Raw genomic sequence first — 23,838 nt, 5'->3', positions numbered from 1 at the left:
GCACCAAACAGCTTTCCCCATAGCTCAGCCCATGACCACCGCGGTTCGGGCACCGAAGACTTTCCGACGCCTGGCGGCGTCCGAAACTCTAAACGGTTTCGGACGGTCGGCTTTCAAGCCTGAATCGTAAGAAGCAGACATTCACCGTCGCCATGTGCCACGGCCAGCACACTGCTTGCCGACCGTTAGCTTCCAAATGATCGAAAAGAGGTGAAGATCAGCTGACCTCCATCAACACGGGCCATCCCGTAGGCGCGTCAAAAATTCTTGTTTCCGCCGCGCTAGCCGAGAGGCGCCCCCAATAGCCTGGCCTCGTCCCAAACCAAGCGCCCATGTCCCATCGGGATGCCGCGCCGGCGAGTATCACCATCAGGGGATCTCTCACACGCCGCTCGATCTTTGATAGTGTGCGCCGGTCAACCTCGCTCATTGCGGCGACACCGTCTGGATGGGTGTGCCAGTCTCCGAGATAATCGAGATCGCCCGCGGTGGCACTGAAGATATGGGCCAGTCTAGCGCGCTGCCACGCGCCGTCAGGAATGAAGCTATAGAGCCCGTGCAAGGCGCCCGACCCGGGCCCGATGAGCCCGGTAGCGATCCGGTCAGGTCCGTCTCGCCATCCCAGCAGCATTCCGCCCGTTTCCAACGGATAGTAAATCGAGCCGAGACGCTCCATCTCCAATACGACTTCGCGCGCCAACCAGATTGTCATTTGCTGCCGCAACCCGAACATTTCGGATGCGGCGCAAGTGTTCCGCAATCCCATTGTGGAAGCGTGCGCCGCCCGTCGCGAACGAGAGCGAGAGCGGACCAGTCCCAATCTCCCGCATCATATTCGTCCGGTGCCAAGAGTCCGATCGCACTTCGGACGACTTCCATCGAAACTTCCTGGAGATCGAAACTGCCACCGGTAAACGTCGGCGAATTACAGCCGATGGGAATGACGGTGGCCGACGGATCGCGCGGCGGAACCTTGATGCCACCATCGGACCAATGTTCATTGAGACACACCCAGCAAGCCGGTGCGCCCGGACGAAGCCGCACGACGACGCCACCATGGAGTCCTTCCGTCGCATAACCGACCACCAAAGGTGTACCGATCCGGCGACACTCGTGCGCCATCGCCGCTTGGCAGTCGATTGAGGCGCTTGCATCGACGACGAGATCAGCTTCATCGATCAGCCGACGAAGTTCGGATACAGGCGTAGGCGAGACGGATCGCGCGACATCGACGTCCGTCGTGCCTTCACCGAGACGGGTGCCCCATGCCACGACGCGTGCGAACGGATAATTGGTCATCAGGAAGTTGCTCAGCGCCAGCACCTTGGGAAGCCCCCAAGCGATCCGACCCAGCAGCCAGCGGACACTGTTACCCGGCTCCACTCGGTCAGGATCGACGATCGTCAGTTCGCCGATGCCGGCGCGAACGAGCTCCGCTGCGACGAAGCTGCCGACCGCACCGGCGCCTATCAGCAGGACCTTCTTGTTCCGCAAGGCGGCCGCGACAGGCAACCGCGCAAAAATTTCCTCGGACACTTCATAGCTTCGGACGAGCGCAACCGAATGACCTTTGGCGCCCTTGCCTTGCCAGCGCTCGACGAGAAACAACCAGCCGTCACCGGTACCGTCGGGCCCGTAGGCAATTTCGTCGTCGAATATGATCACGGTGATGCGCAGATCGCGGTTTCCGCGCTCTTGCAGTGGACGAAGCAGCTTATTCGCAGTCACCTGCTGCGCGATCACCGCTTCTGCGGCCGCGAGCAAGCCGGCGGCGTCCTTGGGCATCGGCTGTTTCAGCCTGACCCAGCGCCCTTCACTTTGCTTCCAGTTCCCGGCCCAGCCTTTGGGCTCGAACAGCGGCGCGAGCCAATGACCGCTCGCGGGTTTCGTGCGCCGCAACATCGCCTCGAAGGCGCTCGTGCTCCCATTGGCCGCGCGGGGATTGATGAAGAATTCCGCCGGTCCGCAAGATTGCGCAGGGACGGCGGGACGAGCGAAATAGACCGTGGAATGATCCTCGGCTTCATTGAAATAGTAATTGGCAAGCGGATCGGGCGCCTGCTCCTCGACGGCCGCCGCCTCGTCCCATTTCTCTTCCTCACGCAGCCGATTGACGTCAAAAATCTTCACCAACTGCTCGTGAATCAGTTCAGCGACGCGCTGCTTCGAATTCCAGTGTCCGGCGCCAGGGACCAGCAAGCAGAGGCCGCCGTCGAACGGATTTCGATGGCGCGCGAGATTGATATCCGGTGCGGTAACCGTCGGCGGGAAAAATGGATGAAGGGGAGAGAAGCCGACCTTGAGATTCACGGTCCGGTCTTCCAATGGCCACTCGACATCGAGGATAAGCATGTCGTTTTGATCGTTCAAGACGGTGGCGGCTGCTCCATGGGCCGAAAATGCGGCCATCTCTGCATCATAGAGAGATGGCCAGCATTTCCACCAATTGGTGACCTCGTTCGCCTTTGCGGTCACGGCTGACCTCAGCCGACCGGACGGTGCGACGGAGGATTCGAAGGCACCGGCGGACCATCGGGGCGACCGGGCGTATGGCTGGGAGGGCCCTTGGGTACATCCGGGTGCTCCGGATGATCGGGATGGCCGGGGTGATCGGGCTTGTTGCCGTTTGACATCGATTTTTTCCTTTCATGCAACCGGACGCTTGAGTTCGGAGTTCCGGTAAGCGATATATGGGTATCGCGAGTTCGCGGTTCAAGGAAAAAAAATTCGGTAAGACCGAACAGGCGGAAATTTTAGGGGTCGCAATGTCATCCACCTTGGGAAAGAAGGTCAACAAACTCAGGCGAGAGCAAGGTCTAACGCTCGAGCAGCTCGCCATCGCGACGGGCAGCAGCAAAAGTTACATGTGGGAAATCGAGAACAAGCCGGTCGCGCGCCCGTCGGCCGAAAAGCTTAACAAGATCGCGGAGGTGCTCGGCGTTACGCCCGAGTTTCTCGTCGACGAGGATAAGCGCGATCCGACCGTCGATGAACGCGATGTTGCCTTCTTCCGCAAATACCAGTCGGCGGACCCGACGGTGAAGGACAAGCTCAAGCGCATTCTCGACGTGCTGGATGAGGATGAATGACGAGTGGTGAGCCCACTCGTCCGGGGGCATGGGCTAATCTTCTGAGCCAAGCCTGGGGTCCGCGCTTCCCGGTCGATGTGCGGACCATAGCCCTCGAATATTCGACGCGTTTTCTCGATCCAATCAAGACGATCGCGCCAGCCGAAGTCGCGACCTTCGAAGGCGCGCTCTGCCCGCTTCCCAAAAGCGGCAAATGGGCCATTCTCTACAATCCAGGCATTAGCTCGCCGGGCCGAATCAATTTCACTCTCGCCCACGAGTTCGGCCACTATCTCTGCCATCGCTCGCTCCGTCCTGCGGGATTCGAATGTGGAGAAGCGCGCATCTACGGGATGGGCAGCGACGACGATGAGCGGCATATCGAGCAGGAAGCGGACACGTTCGCCTCTTATCTCCTGATGCCGATCGACGATTATCGCGATCAGGTGGGGCGTGCGGTCATGTGTCTCGATCTCCTTGCCCATGCTGCTGACCGATATGCAGTTTCCTCGACGGCGGCGGCCATCAAATGGCTCGATTTCACAACTGAGCCAGCTGCACTGGTGGTCGCCACGAACGGCTTCATCCTCTGGTGTTGGCGCAGCAAGGCGGCAAAGCGGAGAGGTATTTATTTCGAGCGCGGGATGCCACTGCCCACCGCTTCATGGGCGGCGAATCCCGCGCGTGTCGCGGGCGCCACCGGGATAGAGCTGCCCCGCAATGTGTGGAGTCCGCGAAGCGAAGCCCGTGAAATGGCGATCTTCGCTGACAGTTACGAGATGACTATTTCGCTCGTCGTATTCGGCGAAGAAATCTGGAACGCCTACACCTAGGATCCTTTGGGGGGGACTGTGATGAAGGATATCTTGGAAATCGTCGCCAACCTTTCGGCTATCATGACCGCAGCCATAGCGGCACTAGCCTATTTCCACTTCGTCTGGGGAGAGAGAGCGCGGCGACGTGCGCTCGAGCGCCATCTCAGAGAAGAAGCGGTGCTCGCCCGCGACGAAGGTCGGCGTACAATCGTTCACCTTATGGCACATCTGTCGATGACAGAGGCTGAGGTCCTACACGCCGGTTTCCAAAGCAAGTTGGTTTGCGCCGAATCGGGCGTTGACGACCAAGGCCGCGCTAACCGGTTGTACTTCCGGTACGACGGTGCAGACATTTCTCGCTCACGCCCTTTTTGAATATTGTACCGGTGGCCGCTTGAAGACAGTCTGTTTTCCACATCATTTCGCCCTCCGGGCCGCAAATCAGGTGAATATGACAATCGACCTATTCAGCGCGGCCGCGGGAAAAACAGCGGTTGGCGAAATCGTAAAACCTACGATAGGCGCGTTGCGGCGCCAGATTGCAATGCGCGGCTCCCAATATGTCGATGCGGCCACTGCCGTCGGGGTCGACGCGATCCTCGACCAGGCGATTGCGGTTCTTGCTGGCAATGCGGCGACACTCCCCGAAGCCATACTTGTCCGCCTCAAAGGTATTTCAACCGACAGGCCTTCCTCTTTCGCAGACGCGGATGCACGCCATTTTGTCGGCGACAATCGGGTTGTGACCCTCCTCAAAGCCGCCACCTTCGCGACTTTCGGCAATCAGGATGTTGCGGACAAACAGGCCGAGGCCCGCGACATCCACGGCGCCTTGTTTGGCGGCGACGGATTTTACGGAGAAACCCTGTTCGACGAGGCGGTCCGATACTGTGTCTTTGCCTTGCTCAGTCACCTCACGACCGGCGACAAGTTCGTCATCGAGATTTTGAACGAGAAGGCCGGTGCGATTCAGGAAGGGGTCGGCGCGATACAGAGTGCGCTCGGTCCTATGGCAGACCAACTCCAGCAGTTGGTCGACAGGCAGCAGGGGAAGGAAATCGAAGTAGAATCCGAAGTGCTGGATCTCGCGGTCGAACGCGATATCCGGCGTCTTCGCAGGCTCCGGCTCGCACTTGGCGACGGTCTTACGAGTGCAGCCGAGCAACTGGGTTTACGCCTCGAGGCGGGCCTTCGGCATGCGAGCGACGGTGTGAAGGCGGCTGCCTTTCGCGAAATCGCCATCGTTCTTAGCAGGGCGAAGCGACCGGACGATGCCGAACCATTCGTCGAGAAGGCGGAGGCTCTCGGCGCCGATACGACCTGCGAGCGCGCCCGCCTCGCCCTGGCGCGGGGCAATCCCGAAGAAGCAATGGCGCTGCTGCGCGACCGGGCAGATCCGGTCTCGCGCAGCCTTCTCGTCGATGCGGTCAATCATCGCGATGGCGAAACTGCGGCGCTCGACTTCTTCGATGCAAATTATGCCGGCGCGGATCTCACGGGGCACGCTCTGCAAGCCACCGCCTTCAAGCTCGGCAAGCTCGACCGCCTTTCCGATGCAGAAGCCCTGCTCGCCGCAGCGACTGCCGAACAGATCGAAGAAAATCCGGTAATCCTTCATGCAAGGGCCCATGTGCGGATCGCGACCGCACTTCCGCCCGATGTAGCAAAGCGCTATGTTCTCGTCGAAGGCATCATTCCTCAACCTGGCGATCTGCGCGACGATGCCGACGGAGAACAGGCGCTATCGGCGGCGCAAGAGGATTTGCGCAAGCTGCAGGCCGCGATTTCCGGGATCGACGCGCCCGACCTTGCGATGCTGGCGGACATCAATCTGCTGTTCCTCGGCATGCGAGTGGGCAGCGAGGAGGAACGCAAGGCGGGACGGGATCGGTTCATAGAGAGGCTGGCGGACCCCGCAGAGGCCGTTCGTCTCGCGCCGCTTGCATCGCTATACAAGATCGAAATCGACTGGCCTGCGGTTCGCAAGGAGCTTGAACGCGCAGAACAGCTTGGCGGCTATGACGACGCCCAGTTGAGCGCGGCCTTCACCCTGACGCTCCACGGGAGCTCGGCGCAGGATATTCTCGCCCTTATCGGCAAATATCGCGAACGCCTCTATCAATATCAAGGCAAGTCGGTGATCGTTTCGATGGAGGTCGAGGCGATGGCACGATCCGGGGATATCGAGAGCGCCCACGCTCTCATAGATCAGAATCTGGATGCCCTCGACGAGGATGAGCGGAGCTTTCTCGAGGCGACACTGATCGAGGCGGCGGGCGGCGACGGGCTCGCCGCCCGTTTGAGCCAGTTCGAGAAGACGGGATCGACGCACGATCTCCAGATACTGGTCGGATCGCTGAGAGACGCGGGCGACGACCGGCTCGGCGAGTATCTGATGAGGCTCTGGCATCTTCGCCATCAGCTGGACGACGCCAGAGCCGCTTGCAACGCCCTCATCTCCGCGCAAAAGGAGGAGGAAGCGGAGGCATTTCTCGACGAACTCGGCAATACGGCTCGCGGCGATCCCTATCTGCGGACGCACCTGGCCTGGGCGCGCCAGCGTCAGGGGCGGCTGAGTGAAGCCAAAACCGAGCTCGATGCCCTGATCGCTTCCGGGGTCGATGACCGGAATATCCGCCAGCTGAGGATCATTCTGGCGGTCGAAACGGGGCGCTGGTCCGACCTCATCTCGTTCGTTCAGCACGAGCTGGCCATGAAGGAAAACCGAAGCGCCGCCCAACTCATGGAAGCGGCGCGGATTGCGCAAGCTGTGGACAGCAGCGAGGCGATGCCGCTTGCGCGCGCTGCGATCGCGATGGATCCGGACGACGCCCATCTCAATATCGCAGGATATTCCGTTGCCGTCGCCGCCGGACAGGAGCGAAGCGCCGAGGTCTCCGGCTGGCTGGCCAAGGCGCGCACCGGATCGGGGACGGCGGGCCCGCTCTTCGAGAAGGACCTTGACGATTTCATAGCGATGGCGAAGGAATCGAGAGCCCGTAGCGATCATCTGAACAAGCTGGTATCGAGAGCTGAGCTTCCCTTCTTCATCGCGATGCAACCGCTTGGCACAACGCAGAGCGCGCTCATTCTCAGCCAGTTTGCCGGCAACGCCGAACTGACCGATAGCCGACGAAAGGTCCTGTTTCCGCTCTTCGCGGGAAACCGGGGTCCTGTCGGCGATTTCAACCCCAATTCGGTCGCCTTCGATCCGCTGTCCCTCCTCATCCTCGAATATCTCGGATTCCTGCCACGCGCCCTCGCCGCTTTCGACGATGTCATGTTGCCGGCCGGCACGATGCACAGCTTCTTCGAGGACAGGGTCAAGTCAGGCCCTCCCCAGCCGAGCCGCATTGTCCAGGCCCGTGCCATCAAGGACCGGATCGCCTCGGGCCTTTTGATGATCCGCGACCTGGAATCGGACGCGGAACTGGTGTCGGATGCCGGCGAGGAGTTTGCCGAGCTCTATAGGGGAGCGGAGGAAGCCGACGGCTATCTCGTAGCGGTAGCGCCAATACACCGGCCCGGAAACTTCCGTGAAACACTGGATCCGGCGCGCTTCCGGGAACGGTTGTTCAGCCCGGCCGGGCTGGTCAAGTCGCTTCTCGACCGGGGCGTGTTGAGCGAGGCTCAGGCTGAAGCGGCGCAGCCCTTCGTCGAGGGTGCCGGGCCATGGGATGATGAACCGCAACCCGAGGCTCGCCGCGCCCTGTTCGTCAGCAATCTGGCGGTCCAGTATCTTTCGGATGCCGGCCTTCTGCCGATATTGCAGTCCTATTCGGGCGCGCTCGTCATCCGACGCGATGTTGTCGAATTTGCCGATCGCGAGATTGCGGCGGCAACCGAGGCCACCACCATAAGTAGCGGCATCGAACGGGTGCGGCAGGCCATTGCTGACGCATTGGCGCTAGGCAGAATCCGGATCGGCCCCTGGCGCATTCGGCCCGATGAAAAGGGACAAGGAGCGGACCGTATCAACAGTCCGGTAATGAGCGTGCTGCGCGACAGTGGCGGTGTCGATGCTTTCGTCTGCGACGACCGGGCGATGAACAAATATCTTCAGTTCGACGATCCCAAGCGCGGCCCGACTCCTTTCCTCACAACGCCCGATCTGCTCATTCTCCTCCATCGCCGCGGCGTGATCACTGCAAAAGAACTCGCGGTCGCCCGGGAAAAGCTTCGAGGCGCCGGGGCTGGTCTCATGCAGCCTGATGCCGAAGAATTGTTCCTGGCGGCACGCGGAAGCAACTGGAGCATCGGCCCCAATGCCGAGCTGCGGAACATCCGGGATGCCATTCATCTGCCGATCGCGCGCGGCCTGCTGCAGCTGCCGCAAGAGCGCATATGGGTGAAGTCGGTATCGATGCAGATCGGGATGACCATCCGGAGGATATGGCAGGATTTCGATGACCCGGAAGACGCCGCACGCGCGGCAAGCTACCTTCTGGACATGATTCCGGACGTCGGAGCGCTCGCTGCTGGGGATGATTCGGTTGACCGCGATCTTTGGGTCCAGGACGTCTCGAGGCATACATTGTGGGCGATCGCGTCGATATTCGACCTCTCGGCGGACAAGCTCCAAGCCTATCGCCAGTGGTTCACGACCCATGTCGCTCCCGGTGCAGGGCGGCGCGATCCCGGTGCCATCGAGGCGGTCGCTCGGACGCTGTTCAACTTCCTCGACAATCTTCCCCGCGACGAGAGCGAACATGACGAGAATTGAGGATCTGTCTCCGGAGGAGCTGAAAGCCGAGTTCTTTCGCAGCGCCATTGTGAAACTTCCCGAGGAGGTTGCCTCGGCGATGCTCCGTGATCCCGCCGTGCTTGCGATCCTCGGCCTTCCCCAGGGAGAATTTGTGCAGCTCTGGGGCGAGCGGTTCGAGCGCAAGGCGATGTTCGACGCGCTTCGCTCGCTTGTCCGCGGCGAAACCGTCAACCTGTCCTCGTGCGATGGCGCCACGACGGCCGAGGAAGCCAGGCTCGATGCGGACGGATCGGCTATCCTGCGTTCGGGTTCCGAAGGCCTCCGGTTCCAGCATGTGAAGCTGTTCAGCGATAACGGCGCGGAACGCGCATCAGTGATCGACGAGATCGCCGCCACGGGCGAACTGGCCGTCGATCGGGAAATGGCCTGGCGCGCGGCTGCCGAGCAGTGGCCGTTCGACGACGATCTGTTTATCGCGCTCCAGGGCGAGGTCGATGCGGCGCCCGAGGCGATATATCGCGAAATGACGCAAGGGATAAGCAATGGGACGGCCATCTTCGACGATCTGGTTCCTGTCGAGGTCGAGCATTATGCGTCGCTGCTCGGGGTGTGGCCGCTTCCCGGCACGCTCGGCGCCTATAGGGCAGCTTGGCTCGATATGGCCCAGAGCCTCGACAAGGCGCGCCTTTGCCGACTTCTTCGCCTATCGGGTCCGTTCGCGGCCATGCAATCCGGTCTCGTGGCGACCGCAAGCGATGGCCTGGACCCGCCCGAGCGTTTCGAAATCGCGAATTTCCTTGCCAGCCGTGCCGACCCTTTCAGCGCCGGAGCGGCGTTCGAAGTCGCGAGCCGCAACCTTGACGATGCAGCGATGCGCGAGTTGGCGAATGACCTCGTCGGCCGTATCTGCAACTATCAGCACCCGATGTATGAGATCGCTGGCCCGGCCCTCGAAGCGGCGCTCGCGATTACGGTCTCGCTGACCGCGCGCGACCGTACTTTCGATGGCTGGCCGCTCTACGCGAAGCGCCTCGCGCTGATCCTGCACGCCAGCCATCTGCTGCGCATGTTCCGCGCCGCGAGCGTCGATCCCGCGAAATTGGCCGAGGAGATTGGCAAACGCTTCGGATCGCAGGCCCGCCTTGCGGGACTATGCGACATCCGTGAAGCACCGGTTTTTCAGTTCCATTATCTCGGCGCCGGCCTGATACAGGCCATGTTGATCGACCGCGTCACCGAAGCCATCTCCCGGATGGAGGCGGCATCGCGGCCAGAAGAATGGATCGCGGAGCGCGACAAGGCGGTTGGCGATGTCGTCGAGTCTGGCCGCGGCCTGTTTCTGGTCGCCGCAGGAGCGCTTGACGAGTTCGAGGACGGCTGGACGGGCCTGTCCGAACTCGAAACGAAATTCGCGGACGAAAATCTGGAACGGCTGCGAAATGAAACCGCGTCGCCGGTACTGCTCAACGAACTGGTCAAGATTGCCGTCGCATTCGAAGTTTCGCCAGACAGGCGGTCCGATATCGGGGCAGCGATTGTCGCGGCGCTGACGAGGTTCACGGACCCCGCCGACCATCTCATGGCCGCCGAGTTCGGTCTCCAGATCGCGGCGCGCTGGCGGGACCGCGACATGGCCGACCATATCGTCGGCCTCCTTCTGGCAGCCGTACAAAAGGCAGAGCTTCCCGATAGCGGAGCTTCGGCGCGCTATACGATGTTGGCGGCGGCGACCGCCGCGGACCACACCGAATGGCTCAATCGGGTGGCCCAGACCGCACAAAGTTTCGCGCTTTCGCATCAGCCCGGGAACGGGCTGCAGAATCTCAGGCGGGCGATCAACCTGCTTTGCGATTTCGATTCCGATCTCGCTCCCAAGCTCGCATCGGCCAAATCCTTTGCAATGCTCGCATATGACCGGTTCGATGGCTGACAGTTGAGAAGACAAGAGTATCCGGTTTCAATTACGAACGTTTACGGGTTGCCGGAATGTCCATGATGCCGATCCGTACGAACGCAGAATGATCGAATGGCTGCTTTCAGGTGAACTACGTCCGAGGCTGCAACGGCGAAGATAGGCGCGATGCAGCCGCGCTGATACCTATCGCGAAATCTGATCTGGCATCGAAATAGCTACGGAGAGAGCAAACAGGAGCGTTGCAGGCTGGGACCCTTATCCCTTCGCGCTGCGTCGCGGTGCGTCATCACGCGTCATAACCGTCATATGAGATTTTCCCGACCCAGCTGATTTTTGGGCCGCCGACGCGATCCCTGCGTCGCCGGGAGATTCTCTTGACGCCTACCAAGCTCCTTGTCGGACAGATTTTCGTCGTCTTCGCGATGGTGATCGCGGGCGTCTGGATTGCGACGCAATGGTGTGCGGCGCAGCTTGGCTATCAGCCCCAGCTTGGGTCGGCGTGGTTCGTCCTGTTCGACACGCCGGTCTATCGGCCGTGGGCGATATTTCCGTGGTGGTATCACTACGAAGCCTATGCGCCCGAGGTTTTCGACAAGGCGGGGATGATCGCCGGGGCGAGCGGCTTTCTCGGCTGCGCGTCCGCCATCGCCGGATCACTCTGGCGCGCCCGTCAGTCACGCCACGTCACGACATACGGTTCGGCGCGCTGGGCAACGAAGCGCGAGATCGACCGAGCTGGACTGCTCTGCGACAGCGGCGTCTTTCTAGGCCGCAAGCGGTGGCGCTACCTTCGTCACGACGGGCCGGAGCATGTCATGGCGTTCGCGCCAACGCGAAGCGGCAAAGGCGTCGGCCTCGTCATCCCGACGTTGCTAAGCTGGACCGGCTCAGCCATCATCCACGACATCAAGGGCGAGAACTGGCGGCTTACCGCAGGTTGGCGCGCACGCTTTTCGCACGTTCTGCTATTCAACCTGACGGACCCGCGGTCGGCCAAATATAATCCGCTGCTGGAGGTCCGGAAGGGCGCGAACGAGGTTCGCGACGTTCAGAACATCGCCGACATTCTTGTCGATCCCGAAGGCGCGTTGGAACGGCGCAACCATTGGGAGAAGACCAGCCACAGCCTGCTGGTCGGCGCGATCCTCCACATCCTCTACGCCGAGGAAGAAAAGACGCTCGCCCGTGTCGCAACCTTCCTGTCCGATCCGCAGCGCCCGTTCACGACGACGCTGCGCCGGATGATGACCACCAATCATCTCGGCACCAAGGAGGCGCCGCAGGTTCATCCCGTCGTCGCGTCGGCCGCTCGCGAGGTGCTGAACAAGTCGGAGAACGAGCGCAGCGGTGTCCTGTCCACCGCCATGTCATTTCTCGGCCTCTATCGCGACCCGACCGTCGCGGCGGTCACGTCACGATGTGACTGGCGCATCGCCGATCTTGTCGAAGCCGATCACCCGGCATCGCTCTATCTGGTGATTCCGCCGTCTGACATTTCGCGGACCAAGCCGCTCGTGCGCCTGATCCTCAACCAGATCGGGCGTCGGCTGACCGAGAAGCTCGACGCCGACCCGACGCAGGGGCGCAAACATCAGCTTCTGATGATGCTCGACGAGTTCGTCGCCCTGGGGCGTCTCGACTTCTTCGAGACGAGCCTAGCCTTCATGGCGGGCTACGGAATCCGGGTCTATCTGATCGCGCAGTCGCTCAATCAGGTCGATAAAGCCTATGGCGAGCATAATTCGATTCTCGATAACTGCCACGTCCGCGTTGTTTTCTCGACCAATGACGAGCGGACGGCAAAGAGGGTTTCCGATGCTCTCGGCGTCGCCACCGAACAGCGCGCGATGCGGAACTATGCGGGTCACAGGCTCGCCCCCTGGCTCGCGCATGTCATGGTCAGCCGGCAGGAGACGGCGCGCCCGCTGTTGACGCAGGGCGAGGTCATGCAGCTTCCGCCCGCCGACGAGCTGGTTCTTGTGTCGGGCATGGCCCCGATCCGGGCGAAGAAGCTACAATATTACAAGGACGCCAATTTCCGCGCGCGGCTCCTGGCACCGCCCGCGCTCTCGCTTGGTGACTATGCCGATCGGCCACCCAGCCGCCCCGACGACTGGACGGGGCTGGTCAGCGCGCCCGATAGCAGGCTCGGCAAGGTGGACGAGGAGCCCGGCGCGGACGAGGACGGCGGGTTGCAGCAGCAACGGCACCCGTTGATCGACGAGACGCCGCCGCAGGCGGAACCCGCGACGCAACTCGAATTGCCCGACATGGAGCGCGACGACCCCGACGCCGCCGCCGACAAGCGCGTCATGGAACGCGTTCGCGCCTCGCTCGTGCGCGGCCATGCGATGAATCAGCCGCAGTCCCAAGACCTGTTGCCGGGACTGTAAGCGATGAAGGTCCGGCAGAATCTCTACATCGACAGCGACTTGAGCGATGCGCTCGACGGGCTGGTCATCCGGCGCGGCGGCAACAAGTCGCGCATCGTCAACGAGGCGCTTCGCGATTGGCTGGCGCGCCGCGCGTCGAAGCAGGTCGACGACCTTCTGAAAGTCCGGCTCGATCGCATATCGCGCGAGGTCGCGGCCGGCCGCCGCGACATGGAGGTGGTGCTGGAGGCGTTGGCGCTGTTCGTGCGCTACCAGCTCACCGTCACCGCGCCGCTCCCCGAAGCCGACGCCGCCGCGCTTGCGACCGGCAATCAGCGTTTCGAGCGATTTATCGCCCAGCTTGGCCGCCAGATCGCGGGCGGCAAGCGGACACTCGACACCCAGAACGTCACCGAGGCACAGCCATGACCGAGGCGCTTTCCGACGCCAATAATTCCTTTGGGCGCCGCCGCGCAATGCTCCGTACCGCAATGGGACCAGGCATCGCGGCGGCACTGTCCGACCCCGCGGTTATCGAGATCATGGTGAACCCCGATGGGGTGCTACGGCTCGACCGGCTTGGCGAGGGGCGCATCGACACCGGCACCCGCTACGACCCGGCGCAGATCGAGCGCATCATTCGCCTGGTTGCGAGCCATGCACGGACTGAGGCCCATGCAACGGCACCGATCATATCGGCCGAACTGCCGCCGCACGGCGAAGGCGCGGGCGAGCGGTTCGAGGGCGTGCTTCCGCCCGTCAGCCTCGCGCCCTGCTTCTCGATCCGTAAGCCGGCTGCGCGCATCTATACGCTGCTCGATTATGTGAACGACGGCATCATGCCCGCCGACACGGCGCGGCTTCTGTCGATGGCCGTCGTCGAGCGTCGGAATATCCTTGTCGCGGGCGGCACGTCATCGGGCAAGACGACGCTCGCCAACGCGTTGCTTGCCGAAATGGCGGGCCTCGACGAGCGCGTCATCATCATCGAGGACACGCGCGAACTGCAATGCGCGGCGTCCGATGTGGTCGCGCTTCGCACTCGGACAGTTGGCCCGAGCGGGGCCGGCGCAGTCACGATGGCCGACCTTGTGCGTTCGACGCTGCGCCTTCGCCCCGACCGCATCATTGTGGGCGAGGTTCGCGGGCGCGAGGCGCTCGACATGCTCAAGGCATGGAATACCGGCCATCCTGGCGGCATCGCGACGGTCCACGCGAATAGCGCGACGGCCGGGCTCTACCGGCTCGAACAGCTTGTTCAGGAAAGCGTCGTCACTGTCCCGCGCCGCCTCATTGCCGAGGCCATCGACATGATCGTGTTCATATCCGGGCGCGGCCTCGCGCGCCGCGTGGACACGATTGCGCGCGTCACCGGCCTCGACGCGCAGGGCGGTTACGCCGTTCGCGACCTCACCCCCGACAACCAAGGAGAATAGACTATGCGCCTGTCCCGCACCCGTCACCCCAACCGCCTCATTGCCGCCGCGGCTGTCGTGCTCGGCCTGGCTGCCGCCGCCACAGCGCACGCCGCCGGGTCGGGAATGCCGTGGGAGGAGCCGTTGCAGCAGGTCCTGGAGTCCGTCCAAGGCCCGGTCGCCAAGATCGTCGCGGTCATCATCATTATCGTGACCGGCCTGACGCTCGCGTTCGGCGAGACGGCGGGCGGCTTCCGGCGCCTCATCCAGATCATTTTCGGTCTGTCGATCGCCTTCGCGGCCAGTTCCTTCTTTCTCAGCTTCTTTAGCTTCGGCGGCGGGGCGTTGATCGCATGATCGGCGCAGGCTCGCATATCGAAGGCTTCGAAGCGCCGATGCACCGCGCCTTGGCCGAACCCCTCCTGCTCGGCGGTGCGCCGCGCGCCATCGCGATCGTCAATGGCACGATCGCCGCCGCGCTTGGCCTCGGCTTGCAGCAATGGATTGCCGGGCTGGTGATGTGGGCGGCGGGTCACACGCTCGCGGTGTTCGCCGCAAAACGCGATCCCGATTTCGCGCCCGTCCTCGCCCGCCACCTTCGCCAGCGGGGGTATCTCACATGCTGAACCTCAAGGAATATCGCAGCGGCGCCGACCGGCTTGCCGATCATCTGCCGTGGGCGGCGTTGATCGCCCCCGGCGTGGTGCTGAACAAGGACGGCAGCTTTCAGCGCACCTTGCGCTTTCGCGGACCGGACCTGGAAAGCGCCACGGAGGCCGAACTTGTCGCCGCCTGCGCGCGGGCGAACAATGTCCTCAAACGCTTTGGATCAGGTTGGGCCTTACACTTCGAGGCCGAACGCCGCGAAGCGCTGGGCTATCCCGGCAGCGACTTTCCCGATGCGGCGTCCTGGCTGGTCGATCAGGAACGGCGCGCGGCGCTCGAGAGCGCGGGCGCGCACTATGAGAGCCTCTATTATGTGACGCTGACTTTCCTGCCGCCGCCCGATCAGGCCGATACGGCGGGCCGCGCGCTGGTCGAGCGCAGCGATGATGCGAAAGGCCGCGATTGGCGGCAGGCGCTCGCCAGCTTCATCGCCGAGACGGACCGGGCGCTCGACTTGTTCAGCGGTTTCATGCCGGAGGTGCGCGCGCTCGACGATGGCGAGACGCTGACGTTCCTTCACGGCACCATATCGACGCGCCGCCATGTCGTCGCGGTCCCCGAAACCCCAATGTATCTCGACGCCATATTGACCGACACGCCATTGACCGGCGGGTTGGAACCGATGCTCGGCGACGAGCATTTGCGGACGCTGACCATATTCGGCTTTCCGAATGTCAGCCGGCCCGGAATCCTCGATGCGCTCAATCACGAAGATTTTTCATATCGTTGGGTCACGAGATTTATAGCCCTCGACAAGCAGGAGGCGACCAAGGCGCTGACCAAGCTGCGCCGCCAATGGTTCAACAAGCGCAAGTCGGTGACGGCGATGCTGCGCGAGGTGATTTACAACCAGCCCGCACAGCTTCTCGATAGCGACGCCGACAACAAGGTGGTCGATGCCGACCTGGCCTTGCAGGCGCTCGGCGGCGATCATGTCGCCTTCGGTTATCTGACGACCACGATCACCGTTGCCGATACCGATCGCGCTCGCGTCGAAGAAAAGGTGCGGGCGGTCGAGCGCATCGTCAACGGGCTGGGTTTCACCTGTATCCGCGAGACGGTCAACGCGGTCGAGGCGTGGCTGTCGAGCCTCCCAGGCCATGTCTATGCCAACGTCCGGCAACCGATCGTTCACACGCTCAATCTGGCCCACCTGATGCCGCTATCGTCGGTATGGGCGGGATCGGCACGCAACGCGCATCTGGACGGACCGCCCTTGCTCTATGCCGAGACGAGCGGATCGACCCCGTTCCGGCTCTCGACCCATATCGGTGACGTCGGCCACATGCTCATTGTTGGTCCGACCGGCGCGGGCAAGTCGGTGCTGCTGGCATTGCTCGCCTTGCAGTTCCGGCGTTACCCCGATTCCCAAGTCTATATCTTCGACAAGGGTTTTTCGGCGCGCGCCGCGGTGCTGGCGATGGGCGGCGCGCATCATGCGCTCGGCCTCGGCAGCGAGGACGAAGGCGGGAAGGCCATCGCCTTTCAACCTCTACGGCATATCGACCGCGCCGACGAACGGGCGTGGGCGGCCGAATGGATCGGCGCCTTGCTCGCCCATGAAATGATCGTGGTCACGCCGGAGGTCAAGGAAGCGGTCTGGTCGGCGCTAACCAACCTCGCGACCGCGCCGGTCGAGCAACGGACGCTGACCGGCCTGTCGCTGCTCTTGCAGTCGGCGCCGCTGCGTGTCGCCCTCGCGCCCTATACGCTCGAAGGGCCATTCGGGCGACTGCTCGATGCCGCTGAGGACGACCTTGCGATTGCCGATGTTCAGTGCTTCGAGACCGAGGCGTTGATGGGGCACGCGGGCGTCGTCGCGCCGGTGCTGACCTATTTGTTCCATAGGCTCGAAGAGCGGTTCACCGGGCGGCCGACGCTGCTCATTCTTGATGAAGCCTGGGTGTTCCTCGACCATCCGCTGTTCGCGGCGCGCATCCGCGAATGGCTGAAGGTGCTGCGCAAGAAGAATGTCAGCGTCGTGTTCGCGACGCAATCGCTGGCCGACATTGCGGATTCGACGATCGCACCCGCGATCATCGAGAGTTGCCCGCAGCGCATATTGCTGCCGAATGACCGGGCGATCGAGCCGCAGAGCCAGGCGGCCTATGTCCGCTTTGGCCTCAACGCGCGGCAAATCGAGCTGGTCAGCCGCGCCGTGCCGAAGCGGCAATATTATCTGCAATCGGCGCGCGGCAACCGCCTGTTCGAACTGGGACTAGGCCCGATCGCGCTCGCACTGTGCGGTGCGTCCGATCCCGACACCCAGAAGCGCATCGACGCGACCCTCGCCAAACATGGCGCGGACGATTTTGCGGCGCATTTCCTGACCCAAGCCGGCCTCGATTGGGCGGCCGAGCTGCTTGGCCGATTCCCCGCCGTCCAACCTCCAGCAGAAAAGGAATAGCATCATGCCCCGCTCTCCCGTCCGCAATTATCTGCTCGCCACAGCGCTTGGCCTTGGCACGATCGGCACCGTCATCGTCGGGGTCTACACGACGAGCACCCCCGCCTCGGCACAGATCAGCGTGTTCGATCCGACCAATTATCGGCAGAACCTGCTCACCGCCGCGCGGACGCTCCAGCAGATCAACAATCAAATCCAGAGCCTTCAAAACGAAGCCCGGATGCTCGTCAATCAGAGCAAGAACCTCTCGCGCATCGACTTCCCGCAGCTCGACCAACTTCGCCAGACGCTCGGCGAGATCGACAAACTCATGGGGCAAGCGCAGGGCATCGACTTCCGCGTCGATCAAATCGACGAGCAATTCCGTCGGCAATTTCCCGACAGCTTCGCGTCGGTGATGAAGCGCGACCAGCGAATTGCGACCGCTAGACAGCGCCTCGATAATGAAATGGCCGCGTTCCGGCAGACGATGCAGGTTCAGAGCGGTATCGTCGAGAATGTCCGCGATGACGCGCAAACCCTCGCGGCGATCGTCGCCAAGAGCCAAGGCGCAGAAGGAAGTTTGCAGGCACAGCAGGCGACAAACCAGCTTCTCGCGCTCGCGACCAAGCAGCAGTTCCAGCTCCAGAACCTGATGGCGGCGCAGTTCCGAACCGAATCGCTCGAAGCGGCGCGGCGCGGCCAGAGCGCGCGCGAGGCCCGTGTCCGCACGAGCCGATTCCTCGGCGACGGCAAGGCCTACACGCCGCAGCCATAGCTTGGGCGGCGCTGCGCCCCTTGTTCCCCGGCGAGCGCCGTCCCGTCGCGGGGACCGCATGGCTCCCCCCTCTCGAGGCCAGCGGTTCCCGCGACCCCAATCCATTGCCTTTAAGGAGTCCCGTGCGTGCAGGATTTGAATGTCATCGACCAGTTCATGCAGGCGTTCATCGCCTATATCGACAGCGGTTTCGGGCTGCTCGGCGGCGATGTCGGTTTCCTGACCACGATCCTGATCGGCATCGATATCACGCTCGCCGGGCTGTTCTGGGCGCTTGGCGGTGAGGACGACGTCATCGGCAAGTTTTTGAAGAAGATTCTCTATGTCGGCGCCTTCGCGCTGATATTGAACAGCTTTCCGCTCCTCACCGACATCATCTTCCGCAGTTTCGCCGGACTGGGACTGACCGCGGGCGGCAGCGCGATCGGCGCGCAGGATTTGCTGATGCCGGGCCGGCTCGCGGGAACCGGATTCGAGGCCGCCTTTCCGCTTCTGGTGCAAGCGAAAGAGCTCGTCGGCCCGATCGACTTCTTCAATAATTTCGTCGAGATCGCGGTGCTGGTAATTGCCTGGGTGATCGTCATCGCGGCCTTCTTCATTCTCGCGATCCAGCTTTTCATCACGATCTTGGAATTCAAGCTGACGAGCCTCGCGGGCTTCGTGCTGGTTCCCTTCGCACTCTGGAATCGCACATCCTTCCTCGCCGAGCGTGTGCTGGGCAATGTCGTCTCGTCCGGCATCAAGGTGATGGTGCTGGCGGTCATCGTCGGTATCGGTTCCAACTATTTTGCCGACTTCACCGGCGCGATTGCCGGCGAGGAGGTGTCGATCGAGCAGGCGGTATCGCTGATGCTCGCGAGCCTGGCCCTGTTCGGCCTCGCTATCTTTGGTCCCGGCATTGCGTCCGGGTTGGTCGCGGGCGCCCCGCAGCTCGGCGCCGGTTCCGTCGTCGCGACAACCGCATTGGCCGCAGGCGGCTTCGCGATGGGCGGAGCCGGCGCTGTTGCCGCTACGCGGGGCGTTGCCGGCGCCGGTCTCGGCGCGCTTCGCGCCGGAACGGCGATGGGGAGCGCAGCTTCGACGGCTTACAAGCTGGGCCAGGAAACGTCCGGCACCTCGACCATCGGCGCCGGTATCGGCGGCATGGCGAGCGCCGCCAAAGGGGCTGCCGCCAACCGGATGCACAATGCCCTCGGCCTTCGCGCTGCTGCCGCGCGCGGTCAGCAAGCCGCCTGGGCCGCGGGAACCAGCGGTGCATCGAGCGCCAACGCCAGCGCCGCAAGTGGCGACGCATCGCCGCCGGCATGGGCGCAAAAACTCCACGCCACCCAGGCTAGCCGTCACCGCCGTCAGATGGCGATCCACGCCGTTCAATCGGGCGATCGTGGCGGCGCCGGGATCACACCGGACATCAAGGAAAGGGATTAAGTCATGAGATTCAAACGAGCCGTGCAGCGCTATGGGCAGACGCCCGAACCTGAAACTCCCTATCAACGCGCCGGACAACTATGGGACGAGCGCATCGGTGCCGCCCGCGTTCAGGCGAAGAATTGGCGGCTGATGGCGTTCGGTGGGCTGCTGCTCACCGCGGGCCTGTCGTCCGCGCTGATCTGGCAGTCGATGCAGAGCCATGTTGTGCCCTATGTCGTCGAGGTCGACACTCTCGGTGAGGCGCAGGCGGTCGCGCCGGCAGACACGGAGTATCAGGCGACCGACCCGCAGATTGCCTGGCACCTTGGCAAGTTCATCGTCAATGTCCGCTCGCGTTCGCTCGATCCGGTGCTCATGCGTGAGAACTGGCTATCGGCATACGACTTCGCCACCGAACGCGCGTCGCTCTTCCTTGGCGAATATGCCCGCGCCGATAATCCGTTCGCGGATGTAGGCCGTCGCACGGTGTCGGTACAGGTGACGAGCGTGGTCCGCGCATCGGATAGTAGCTTTCAGGTCAAATGGACCGAGCAGGCTTATGAACGCGGCAGCCTGTCGGGCACTTCGCGCTGGACCGCGATGCTGACCGTGAAGGTGCAGCCGCCACGCTCGGCCGAGGTGCTGCGCAAGAACCCGCTCGGCCTTTATATCGACGCGATCGACTGGTCCCGCGAACTCGACACCGATGTTCTGAAACCGCTCGATCGCTTCCCGAGACCGGACGAATTGGTCGCGCCGGAACCGCCCGCCGATATGCCGATCGACCCCGAACCGCCGCAGACCCCCGAAAGGAATGAACCATGATCCGCGCCGTCATCCTGTCGGTTAGCGTCCTTGCGCTTGCCGTTCCCGCCGCCGCCCAGCCGACCGCAAAGGTCGCCGCCGCCAACAAGGCCGCGCTGCGCGAGCCGTCGAACGCCGGATTCGTCGGCGCGGTGCAGGTCTATCCCTATAGCGACGGGACGCTCTATCGGCTCTATGCCGCCCCCGAGCGCATCACCGACATTGCTTTGCAGCCTGGCGAGGCGGTCACGTCGGTTGCCGCGGGTGATACCGTGCGCTGGACCGTTGGCGACACGACCAGCGGCAGTGGCGCAGAGCAGCGCACCCATATTTTCGTGAAGCCCTATTCGGCAGGACTTCGCTCGAATCTCGTCATCACGACTGACAGGCGCGTCTATCACATCGAACTCGAAAGCCGATCGACCGGCGCGATGGCGGCGCTGTCGTGGACCTATCCGAAAGACGAGCTGATCGCGCTGCGCCGCCAGCAGGACGCGGCAGCAGCAGCCGCGCCGATCGCGTCGGGCCTCGCGGTCGATCGCCTCAATTTCCACTATGCGATTTCCGGCGACAAACCTGCATGGCGTCCGCTGCGCGCGTTCGATGATGGGCGGCAGACCTTTATCGAGTTTTCGCCGAGCATTGCGGTTGGCGAGGCGCCGCCGCTGTTCGTCATTGGGGACGACGGCGAGGCGCAACTTGTGAACTACCGGGTCGCGGGCCGCTACTATGTCGTCGATCGGCTGTTCGGCGCGGCCGAGTTGCGCCTTGGCGGCAAGAAGCAGCAGATCGTGCGGATCGAGACGGCGCAGCCGAAGCGGAGGAAAGGCAAATGATCGACCCGGCTATCCCGCCCGTCAGCACCGCACCGGCCAAGGCCGACCCCGAAACGCTCGCCCTTCGCGCCGCGCCGGGTCGCGTGACCCGCTTTCGGCGCGGCGCGATCGTCGCCATTGCCGCTGTCGGATCGACCGCGATTGTCGGCGTCACATGGCTGGCGTTGAAGCCTGCGAGTATCGGCATCATCGCACCCGCCGACGACAAGCTGCATGGCGCGAAGGCGCCGCCCGATGCACTCGCGGGCGCTCCCGTCAGCTATGGCGACGTGCCGCAACTCGGGCCGCCGCTCCCCGGCGACCTTGGCAAGCCGATCCTCGACCATCAGCGCAAAATCGGGATGGCGCCGATCGAGTCCGCGGACGAGGCGGCGCGGCGCACGGCGCAGGAGGCCGAAGCCGAACGCCAGCGCATCGCGGCCGAACAGCGCGCGGCCCGCGAGTCCGGCGTCATGCTGCAAGTCGCCGGCAACACCGCATCTGCTCGCCCGGTCGCGGTCACGGCAGAACAGACGCCCGAGTTGCCAGCGTCGCCGCAGGCCGCAGACGATCCGAACGGACAGCAGCGCAAGAACGCAATGATCGGCAAAGCGAACGCGGGCGGCGACGTAAACCCGCACAGGCTGACCGCGCCCGTCTCACCCTGGACCGTGCAGGCGGGCAGCGTCATCGCGGCGAGCCTCATCACCGGGCTTATTTCCGATTTGCCGGGGCTGGTGACGGCGCAGGTCACGGAAAATGTCTATGACAGCGTGACCGGCCAAAGCCTGCTTATCCCGCAAGGCTCGCGGCTGGTCGGCAGTTACGATAGCGTCGTCGCGTTCGGCCAAAGCCGCGCGCTGGTGGTCTGGCAGCGCATCATCCTTCCCGATGGTTCGTCAATCCGCATCGACAATGTTCCCGCGACCGACACGCAGGGCTATGCGGGCCTCGCCGACAAGATCGACCGGCACACATGGCAGCTATTGAAGGGCGTCGCGCTCTCGACGCTGCTTGGTGTCGGCTCGGAATTGAGTTTTGGCAGCAGCGAGAGCGACCTTGTTCGAGCGATCCGCGAGTCCGCGCAGCAGAGCGGCGCGCGCGCGGGCGACCAGCTCGTCACCCGCAATCTCAATATCCAGCCGACTATGCGCGTCCGGCCCGGCTGGCCGCTGCGTGTCATCGTCCACAAGGATATTGTCGTCGGGCGGCCGTGGGGAGGCGGAAATGGCTGACCTGAAATTGCCGAAGCTGCCGGAGCGAACGCCGAAGAGAATCACGTTCAACGCCATGCCGGGTTTGTTCGAGGCATTGAACGCTTATGCCGACGCTTACGAAGCGGCATACGGCAGGCGTGAATCCGTGCCGGACCTTATTCCTGCAATGCTTACGGCTTTCATCGAAACCGATCGCCGCTTTCACCGAGGGAGGCGGAAGCCATGAGCAAGATGCAGAGCAGGCAAGGGCCGCAAGTTGCGTCCGAGGACCGCCACCATATCGAACCGATCAGCGTCCGCATATCCGCCGCGGTTAAACTCACTGGCATTGGACGGTCGACGCTCTACGAACTCATCAAGGCCGGAGAGCTAGAAACTGTAAAAGTCGGTCGATCGACCTTCATTCGATACGCCAGCCTCAAGCGCCTGTTCGAGAAAAGCTAGGGCGCCGCGAGCGAGCCGCAGGGGATGGCCGGCAAAATCCCTTGCGCCTGTCTATAGGCAATTTACCCTGCAATTCTCCGTTTTTCGTCAGATGCAGGGTAATGGACCGGCAGGCCCGCCACCGAACTTTTTCGATTCCCATTTTCGCGAAGTTCGATCCTCTATTCGATTCCCATTTTTCGTTATAGTCGCGTGAGGGTGTCAGCGAGGGTATGTCTCGGCCGATTGGAAATAATATTCATTATAAACATCATCTTAGGAAGGTGATGCGGCTCCCTGCTTCGACGAAGGACAGGCACGGCTAGGGGCGAAATGTCGCGGACCGCGGCCCTTGGATTTTCGTCCTTACAATCCGTGTGTACAAACCCATATAGCATCTATCGCGGCCCTCCTTTTTGTAAGCCGCCGCGGCTGAGAGCCTGTGCTCCCGCTTACGCAGAGGAGCCACGCCATGAATCGCCCCGACACCGCCGAAAGAACCGTCGCATCGTCTCGCCCCGTGCGCCATTTCCACAAATATCGAAGCCCGCTCTCCCTCGATCATGCCCGGCGTCAGGGTGACATCAGCCAGCTTGCCTATCTGGTGATGGGCGGACGCGACCCTGCCATCGCCTTTCTCAATGGAGAAAATGTCGTGCTTGGCGGAAGGCCGCTCGCCATCGCAACCGCCAGCCCGGAGGGCTATGTGCAGGTCGCGGAGATCATCCGCTCTGGTGCTTCCGTGCCGGAATCGACGTGAGCCGCGCGATCAACCTCGCGTTGCCTGAGGCCGATGTCAGGGAAATCTGCCGTGCGTCGGGAGTGGCTATCAGTGCGATCGAGCGGTTGCCGTCAGGCGGCACGCGCTTGGTCTGCACGACCAGTAGCGGCGCCGACGAAATCCGCCTCAGACTCGCTGGCCACCTGATCGAAGGCGCGGTCGATCGATTCCGCTTCTATAGGCCATCCCCGACCGGTTGATGGCATGCAATGGCGCCGGAGGCGGCCTAGCTCGATCAGAAGAAAGCGGGCGCGACGAAACTTAGGGG

The 23,838-nt window shown here is 62.9% G+C and carries 22 protein-coding genes; 20 read left to right on the top strand and 2 right to left on the bottom strand.

The genetic code is table 11. The features are described from left to right. Window positions 1-217: 217 nt before the first annotated feature. Both FHR21_RS08390 and FHR21_RS08385 read right to left on the bottom strand, forming a co-directional pair. A complete protein-coding gene (locus tag FHR21_RS08390) occupies window positions 218-712 on the bottom strand; it encodes a Mov34/MPN/PAD-1 family protein (protein WP_184097138.1) in 495 nt (164 codons plus the stop codon). Next, complete coding sequence (locus FHR21_RS08385; protein WP_221235071.1) at window positions 709-2,409, bottom strand: HesA/MoeB/ThiF family protein; 1,701 nt, start codon at window positions 2,407-2,409, stop codon at window positions 709-711. The genes FHR21_RS08390 and FHR21_RS08385 overlap by 4 nt, the downstream gene beginning before the upstream one ends. A 281-nt stretch (window positions 2,410-2,690) precedes the next feature. Between FHR21_RS08385 and FHR21_RS08380 the strand changes: the two genes are divergently transcribed. The 20 genes from FHR21_RS08380 to FHR21_RS08290 all read left to right on the top strand — a co-directional run bounded on the left by FHR21_RS08380 (window position 2,691) and on the right by FHR21_RS08290 (window position 23,770). Beyond that, on the top strand, window positions 2,691-3,089 hold the full coding sequence (locus tag FHR21_RS08380) for a helix-turn-helix domain-containing protein (RefSeq protein WP_246427114.1): 399 nt from the start codon (window positions 2,691-2,693) through the stop codon (window positions 3,087-3,089). Further along, the gene (locus FHR21_RS08375; protein WP_184097134.1) at window positions 3,086-3,901 is read left to right on the top strand and encodes an ImmA/IrrE family metallo-endopeptidase; all 816 of its coding nucleotides are present in this window, start codon (window positions 3,086-3,088) and stop codon (window positions 3,899-3,901) included. The genes FHR21_RS08380 and FHR21_RS08375 overlap by 4 nt, the downstream gene beginning before the upstream one ends. A gap of 21 nt (window positions 3,902-3,922) precedes the next feature. Beyond that, window positions 3,923-4,258, top strand: coding sequence for a hypothetical protein (locus tag FHR21_RS20665; protein WP_221235070.1), 336 nt, complete (start codon window positions 3,923-3,925; stop codon window positions 4,256-4,258). Window positions 4,259-4,334: 76 nt separating this feature from the next. Continuing rightward, window positions 4,335-8,606 (top strand): HTH domain-containing protein, encoded by a 4,272-nt coding sequence (locus tag FHR21_RS08370; protein ID WP_221235069.1) that lies wholly within the window; start codon window positions 4,335-4,337, stop codon window positions 8,604-8,606. Next, window positions 8,503-10,518, top strand: a complete 2,016-nt coding sequence (locus FHR21_RS08365) for a hypothetical protein (protein WP_184097130.1) — start codon at window positions 8,503-8,505, stop codon at window positions 10,516-10,518. Before FHR21_RS08370 ends, FHR21_RS08365 begins: the two co-directional genes overlap by 104 nt. Window positions 10,519-10,877: 359 nt before the next feature. After that, entirely contained in the window at window positions 10,878-12,896 is a 2,019-nt protein-coding gene (locus FHR21_RS08360; RefSeq protein WP_184097128.1) for a conjugal transfer protein TraG, read from the top strand. A 3-nt stretch (window positions 12,897-12,899) separates the two neighbouring features. Beyond that, window positions 12,900-13,304: a ribbon-helix-helix domain-containing protein gene (locus FHR21_RS08355; protein WP_184097126.1), complete on the top strand. Its 405-nt coding sequence runs from the start codon at window positions 12,900-12,902 to the stop codon at window positions 13,302-13,304. Window positions 13,305-13,351: 47 nt separating this feature from the next. Beyond that, complete coding sequence (gene trbB, locus FHR21_RS08350) at window positions 13,352-14,311, top strand: P-type conjugative transfer ATPase TrbB (RefSeq protein ID WP_420825273.1); 960 nt, start codon at window positions 13,352-13,354, stop codon at window positions 14,309-14,311. Window positions 14,312-14,314: 3 nt separating this feature from the next. Further along, window positions 14,315-14,647: a TrbC/VirB2 family type IV secretion system protein gene (locus FHR21_RS08345; RefSeq protein WP_184097122.1), complete on the top strand. Its 333-nt coding sequence runs from the start codon at window positions 14,315-14,317 to the stop codon at window positions 14,645-14,647. Next, a complete protein-coding gene (locus tag FHR21_RS08340) occupies window positions 14,644-14,916 on the top strand; it encodes a VirB3 family type IV secretion system protein (RefSeq protein ID WP_184097120.1) in 273 nt (90 codons plus the stop codon). The genes FHR21_RS08345 and FHR21_RS08340 overlap by 4 nt, the downstream gene beginning before the upstream one ends. After that, window positions 14,910-17,363 (top strand): conjugal transfer protein TrbE, encoded by a 2,454-nt coding sequence (gene trbE, locus FHR21_RS08335; RefSeq protein ID WP_184097118.1) that lies wholly within the window; start codon window positions 14,910-14,912, stop codon window positions 17,361-17,363. Before FHR21_RS08340 ends, trbE begins: the two co-directional genes overlap by 7 nt. Window positions 17,364-17,367: 4 nt before the next feature. Further along, on the top strand, window positions 17,368-18,120 hold the full coding sequence (gene trbJ, locus FHR21_RS08330; RefSeq protein ID WP_184097116.1) for a P-type conjugative transfer protein TrbJ: 753 nt from the start codon (window positions 17,368-17,370) through the stop codon (window positions 18,118-18,120). 126 nt (window positions 18,121-18,246) lie between these two features. Continuing rightward, window positions 18,247-19,548 (top strand): P-type conjugative transfer protein TrbL, encoded by a 1,302-nt coding sequence (trbL, locus tag FHR21_RS08325; protein WP_184097114.1) that lies wholly within the window; start codon window positions 18,247-18,249, stop codon window positions 19,546-19,548. Between the two features lie 3 nt (window positions 19,549-19,551). Next, the gene (gene trbF, locus FHR21_RS08320) at window positions 19,552-20,355 is read left to right on the top strand and encodes a conjugal transfer protein TrbF (RefSeq protein WP_067105498.1); all 804 of its coding nucleotides are present in this window, start codon (window positions 19,552-19,554) and stop codon (window positions 20,353-20,355) included. Beyond that, on the top strand, window positions 20,352-21,170 hold the full coding sequence (gene trbG, locus FHR21_RS08315) for a P-type conjugative transfer protein TrbG (protein ID WP_067105497.1): 819 nt from the start codon (window positions 20,352-20,354) through the stop codon (window positions 21,168-21,170). The genes trbF and trbG overlap by 4 nt, the downstream gene beginning before the upstream one ends. Next, on the top strand, window positions 21,167-22,384 hold the full coding sequence (locus FHR21_RS08310; RefSeq protein ID WP_184097112.1) for a TraB/TrbI/VirB10 family type IV secretion system protein: 1,218 nt from the start codon (window positions 21,167-21,169) through the stop codon (window positions 22,382-22,384). Before trbG ends, FHR21_RS08310 begins: the two co-directional genes overlap by 4 nt. Then, on the top strand, window positions 22,377-22,592 hold the full coding sequence (locus FHR21_RS08305; RefSeq protein WP_067105495.1) for a DUF2274 domain-containing protein: 216 nt from the start codon (window positions 22,377-22,379) through the stop codon (window positions 22,590-22,592). Before FHR21_RS08310 ends, FHR21_RS08305 begins: the two co-directional genes overlap by 8 nt. Then, window positions 22,589-22,810 (top strand): helix-turn-helix domain-containing protein, encoded by a 222-nt coding sequence (locus FHR21_RS08300; protein WP_082737238.1) that lies wholly within the window; start codon window positions 22,589-22,591, stop codon window positions 22,808-22,810. Before FHR21_RS08305 ends, FHR21_RS08300 begins: the two co-directional genes overlap by 4 nt. A gap of 451 nt (window positions 22,811-23,261) precedes the next feature. Next, a complete protein-coding gene (locus FHR21_RS08295; RefSeq protein WP_067184137.1) occupies window positions 23,262-23,549 on the top strand; it encodes a hypothetical protein in 288 nt (95 codons plus the stop codon). Continuing rightward, complete coding sequence (locus FHR21_RS08290) at window positions 23,546-23,770, top strand: hypothetical protein (protein WP_067105493.1); 225 nt, start codon at window positions 23,546-23,548, stop codon at window positions 23,768-23,770. Before FHR21_RS08295 ends, FHR21_RS08290 begins: the two co-directional genes overlap by 4 nt. The last annotated feature ends 68 nt before the right edge of the window (window positions 23,771-23,838 follow it).

Source organism: Sphingopyxis panaciterrulae (genome assembly GCF_014199295.1).
GTDB classification, from domain to species: domain Bacteria; phylum Pseudomonadota; class Alphaproteobacteria; order Sphingomonadales; family Sphingomonadaceae; genus Sphingopyxis; species Sphingopyxis panaciterrulae.
The sequence above is the reverse complement of the archived record's forward strand: the minus strand, read 5'-3'. Positions and strand labels throughout refer to the sequence as shown.

Coding starts and splice junctions, on each gene's coding strand:
- FHR21_RS08390 (WP_184097138.1), bottom strand. CDS start 712: ATGACAATCTGGTTGGCGCGCGAAGTCGTATTGGAGATGGAGCGTCTC.
- FHR21_RS08385 (WP_221235071.1), bottom strand. CDS start 2,409: ATGGCCGCATTTTCGGCCCATGGAGCAGCCGCCACCGTCTTGAACGAT.
- FHR21_RS08380 (WP_246427114.1), top strand. CDS start 2,691: ATGGGTATCGCGAGTTCGCGGTTCAAGGAAAAAAAATTCGGTAAGACC.
- FHR21_RS08375 (WP_184097134.1), top strand. CDS start 3,086: ATGACGAGTGGTGAGCCCACTCGTCCGGGGGCATGGGCTAATCTTCTG.
- FHR21_RS20665 (WP_221235070.1), top strand. CDS start 3,923: ATGAAGGATATCTTGGAAATCGTCGCCAACCTTTCGGCTATCATGACC.
- FHR21_RS08370 (WP_221235069.1), top strand. CDS start 4,335: ATGACAATCGACCTATTCAGCGCGGCCGCGGGAAAAACAGCGGTTGGC.
- FHR21_RS08355 (WP_184097126.1), top strand. CDS start 12,900: ATGAAGGTCCGGCAGAATCTCTACATCGACAGCGACTTGAGCGATGCG.
- trbB (WP_420825273.1), top strand. CDS start 13,352: ATGCTCCGTACCGCAATGGGACCAGGCATCGCGGCGGCACTGTCCGAC.
- FHR21_RS08345 (WP_184097122.1), top strand. CDS start 14,315: ATGCGCCTGTCCCGCACCCGTCACCCCAACCGCCTCATTGCCGCCGCG.
- FHR21_RS08340 (WP_184097120.1), top strand. CDS start 14,644: ATGATCGGCGCAGGCTCGCATATCGAAGGCTTCGAAGCGCCGATGCAC.
- trbE (WP_184097118.1), top strand. CDS start 14,910: ATGCTGAACCTCAAGGAATATCGCAGCGGCGCCGACCGGCTTGCCGAT.
- trbJ (WP_184097116.1), top strand. CDS start 17,368: ATGCCCCGCTCTCCCGTCCGCAATTATCTGCTCGCCACAGCGCTTGGC.
- trbF (WP_067105498.1), top strand. CDS start 19,552: ATGAGATTCAAACGAGCCGTGCAGCGCTATGGGCAGACGCCCGAACCT.
- trbG (WP_067105497.1), top strand. CDS start 20,352: ATGATCCGCGCCGTCATCCTGTCGGTTAGCGTCCTTGCGCTTGCCGTT.
- FHR21_RS08310 (WP_184097112.1), top strand. CDS start 21,167: ATGATCGACCCGGCTATCCCGCCCGTCAGCACCGCACCGGCCAAGGCC.
- FHR21_RS08305 (WP_067105495.1), top strand. CDS start 22,377: ATGGCTGACCTGAAATTGCCGAAGCTGCCGGAGCGAACGCCGAAGAGA.
- FHR21_RS08300 (WP_082737238.1), top strand. CDS start 22,589: ATGAGCAAGATGCAGAGCAGGCAAGGGCCGCAAGTTGCGTCCGAGGAC.
- FHR21_RS08295 (WP_067184137.1), top strand. CDS start 23,262: ATGAATCGCCCCGACACCGCCGAAAGAACCGTCGCATCGTCTCGCCCC.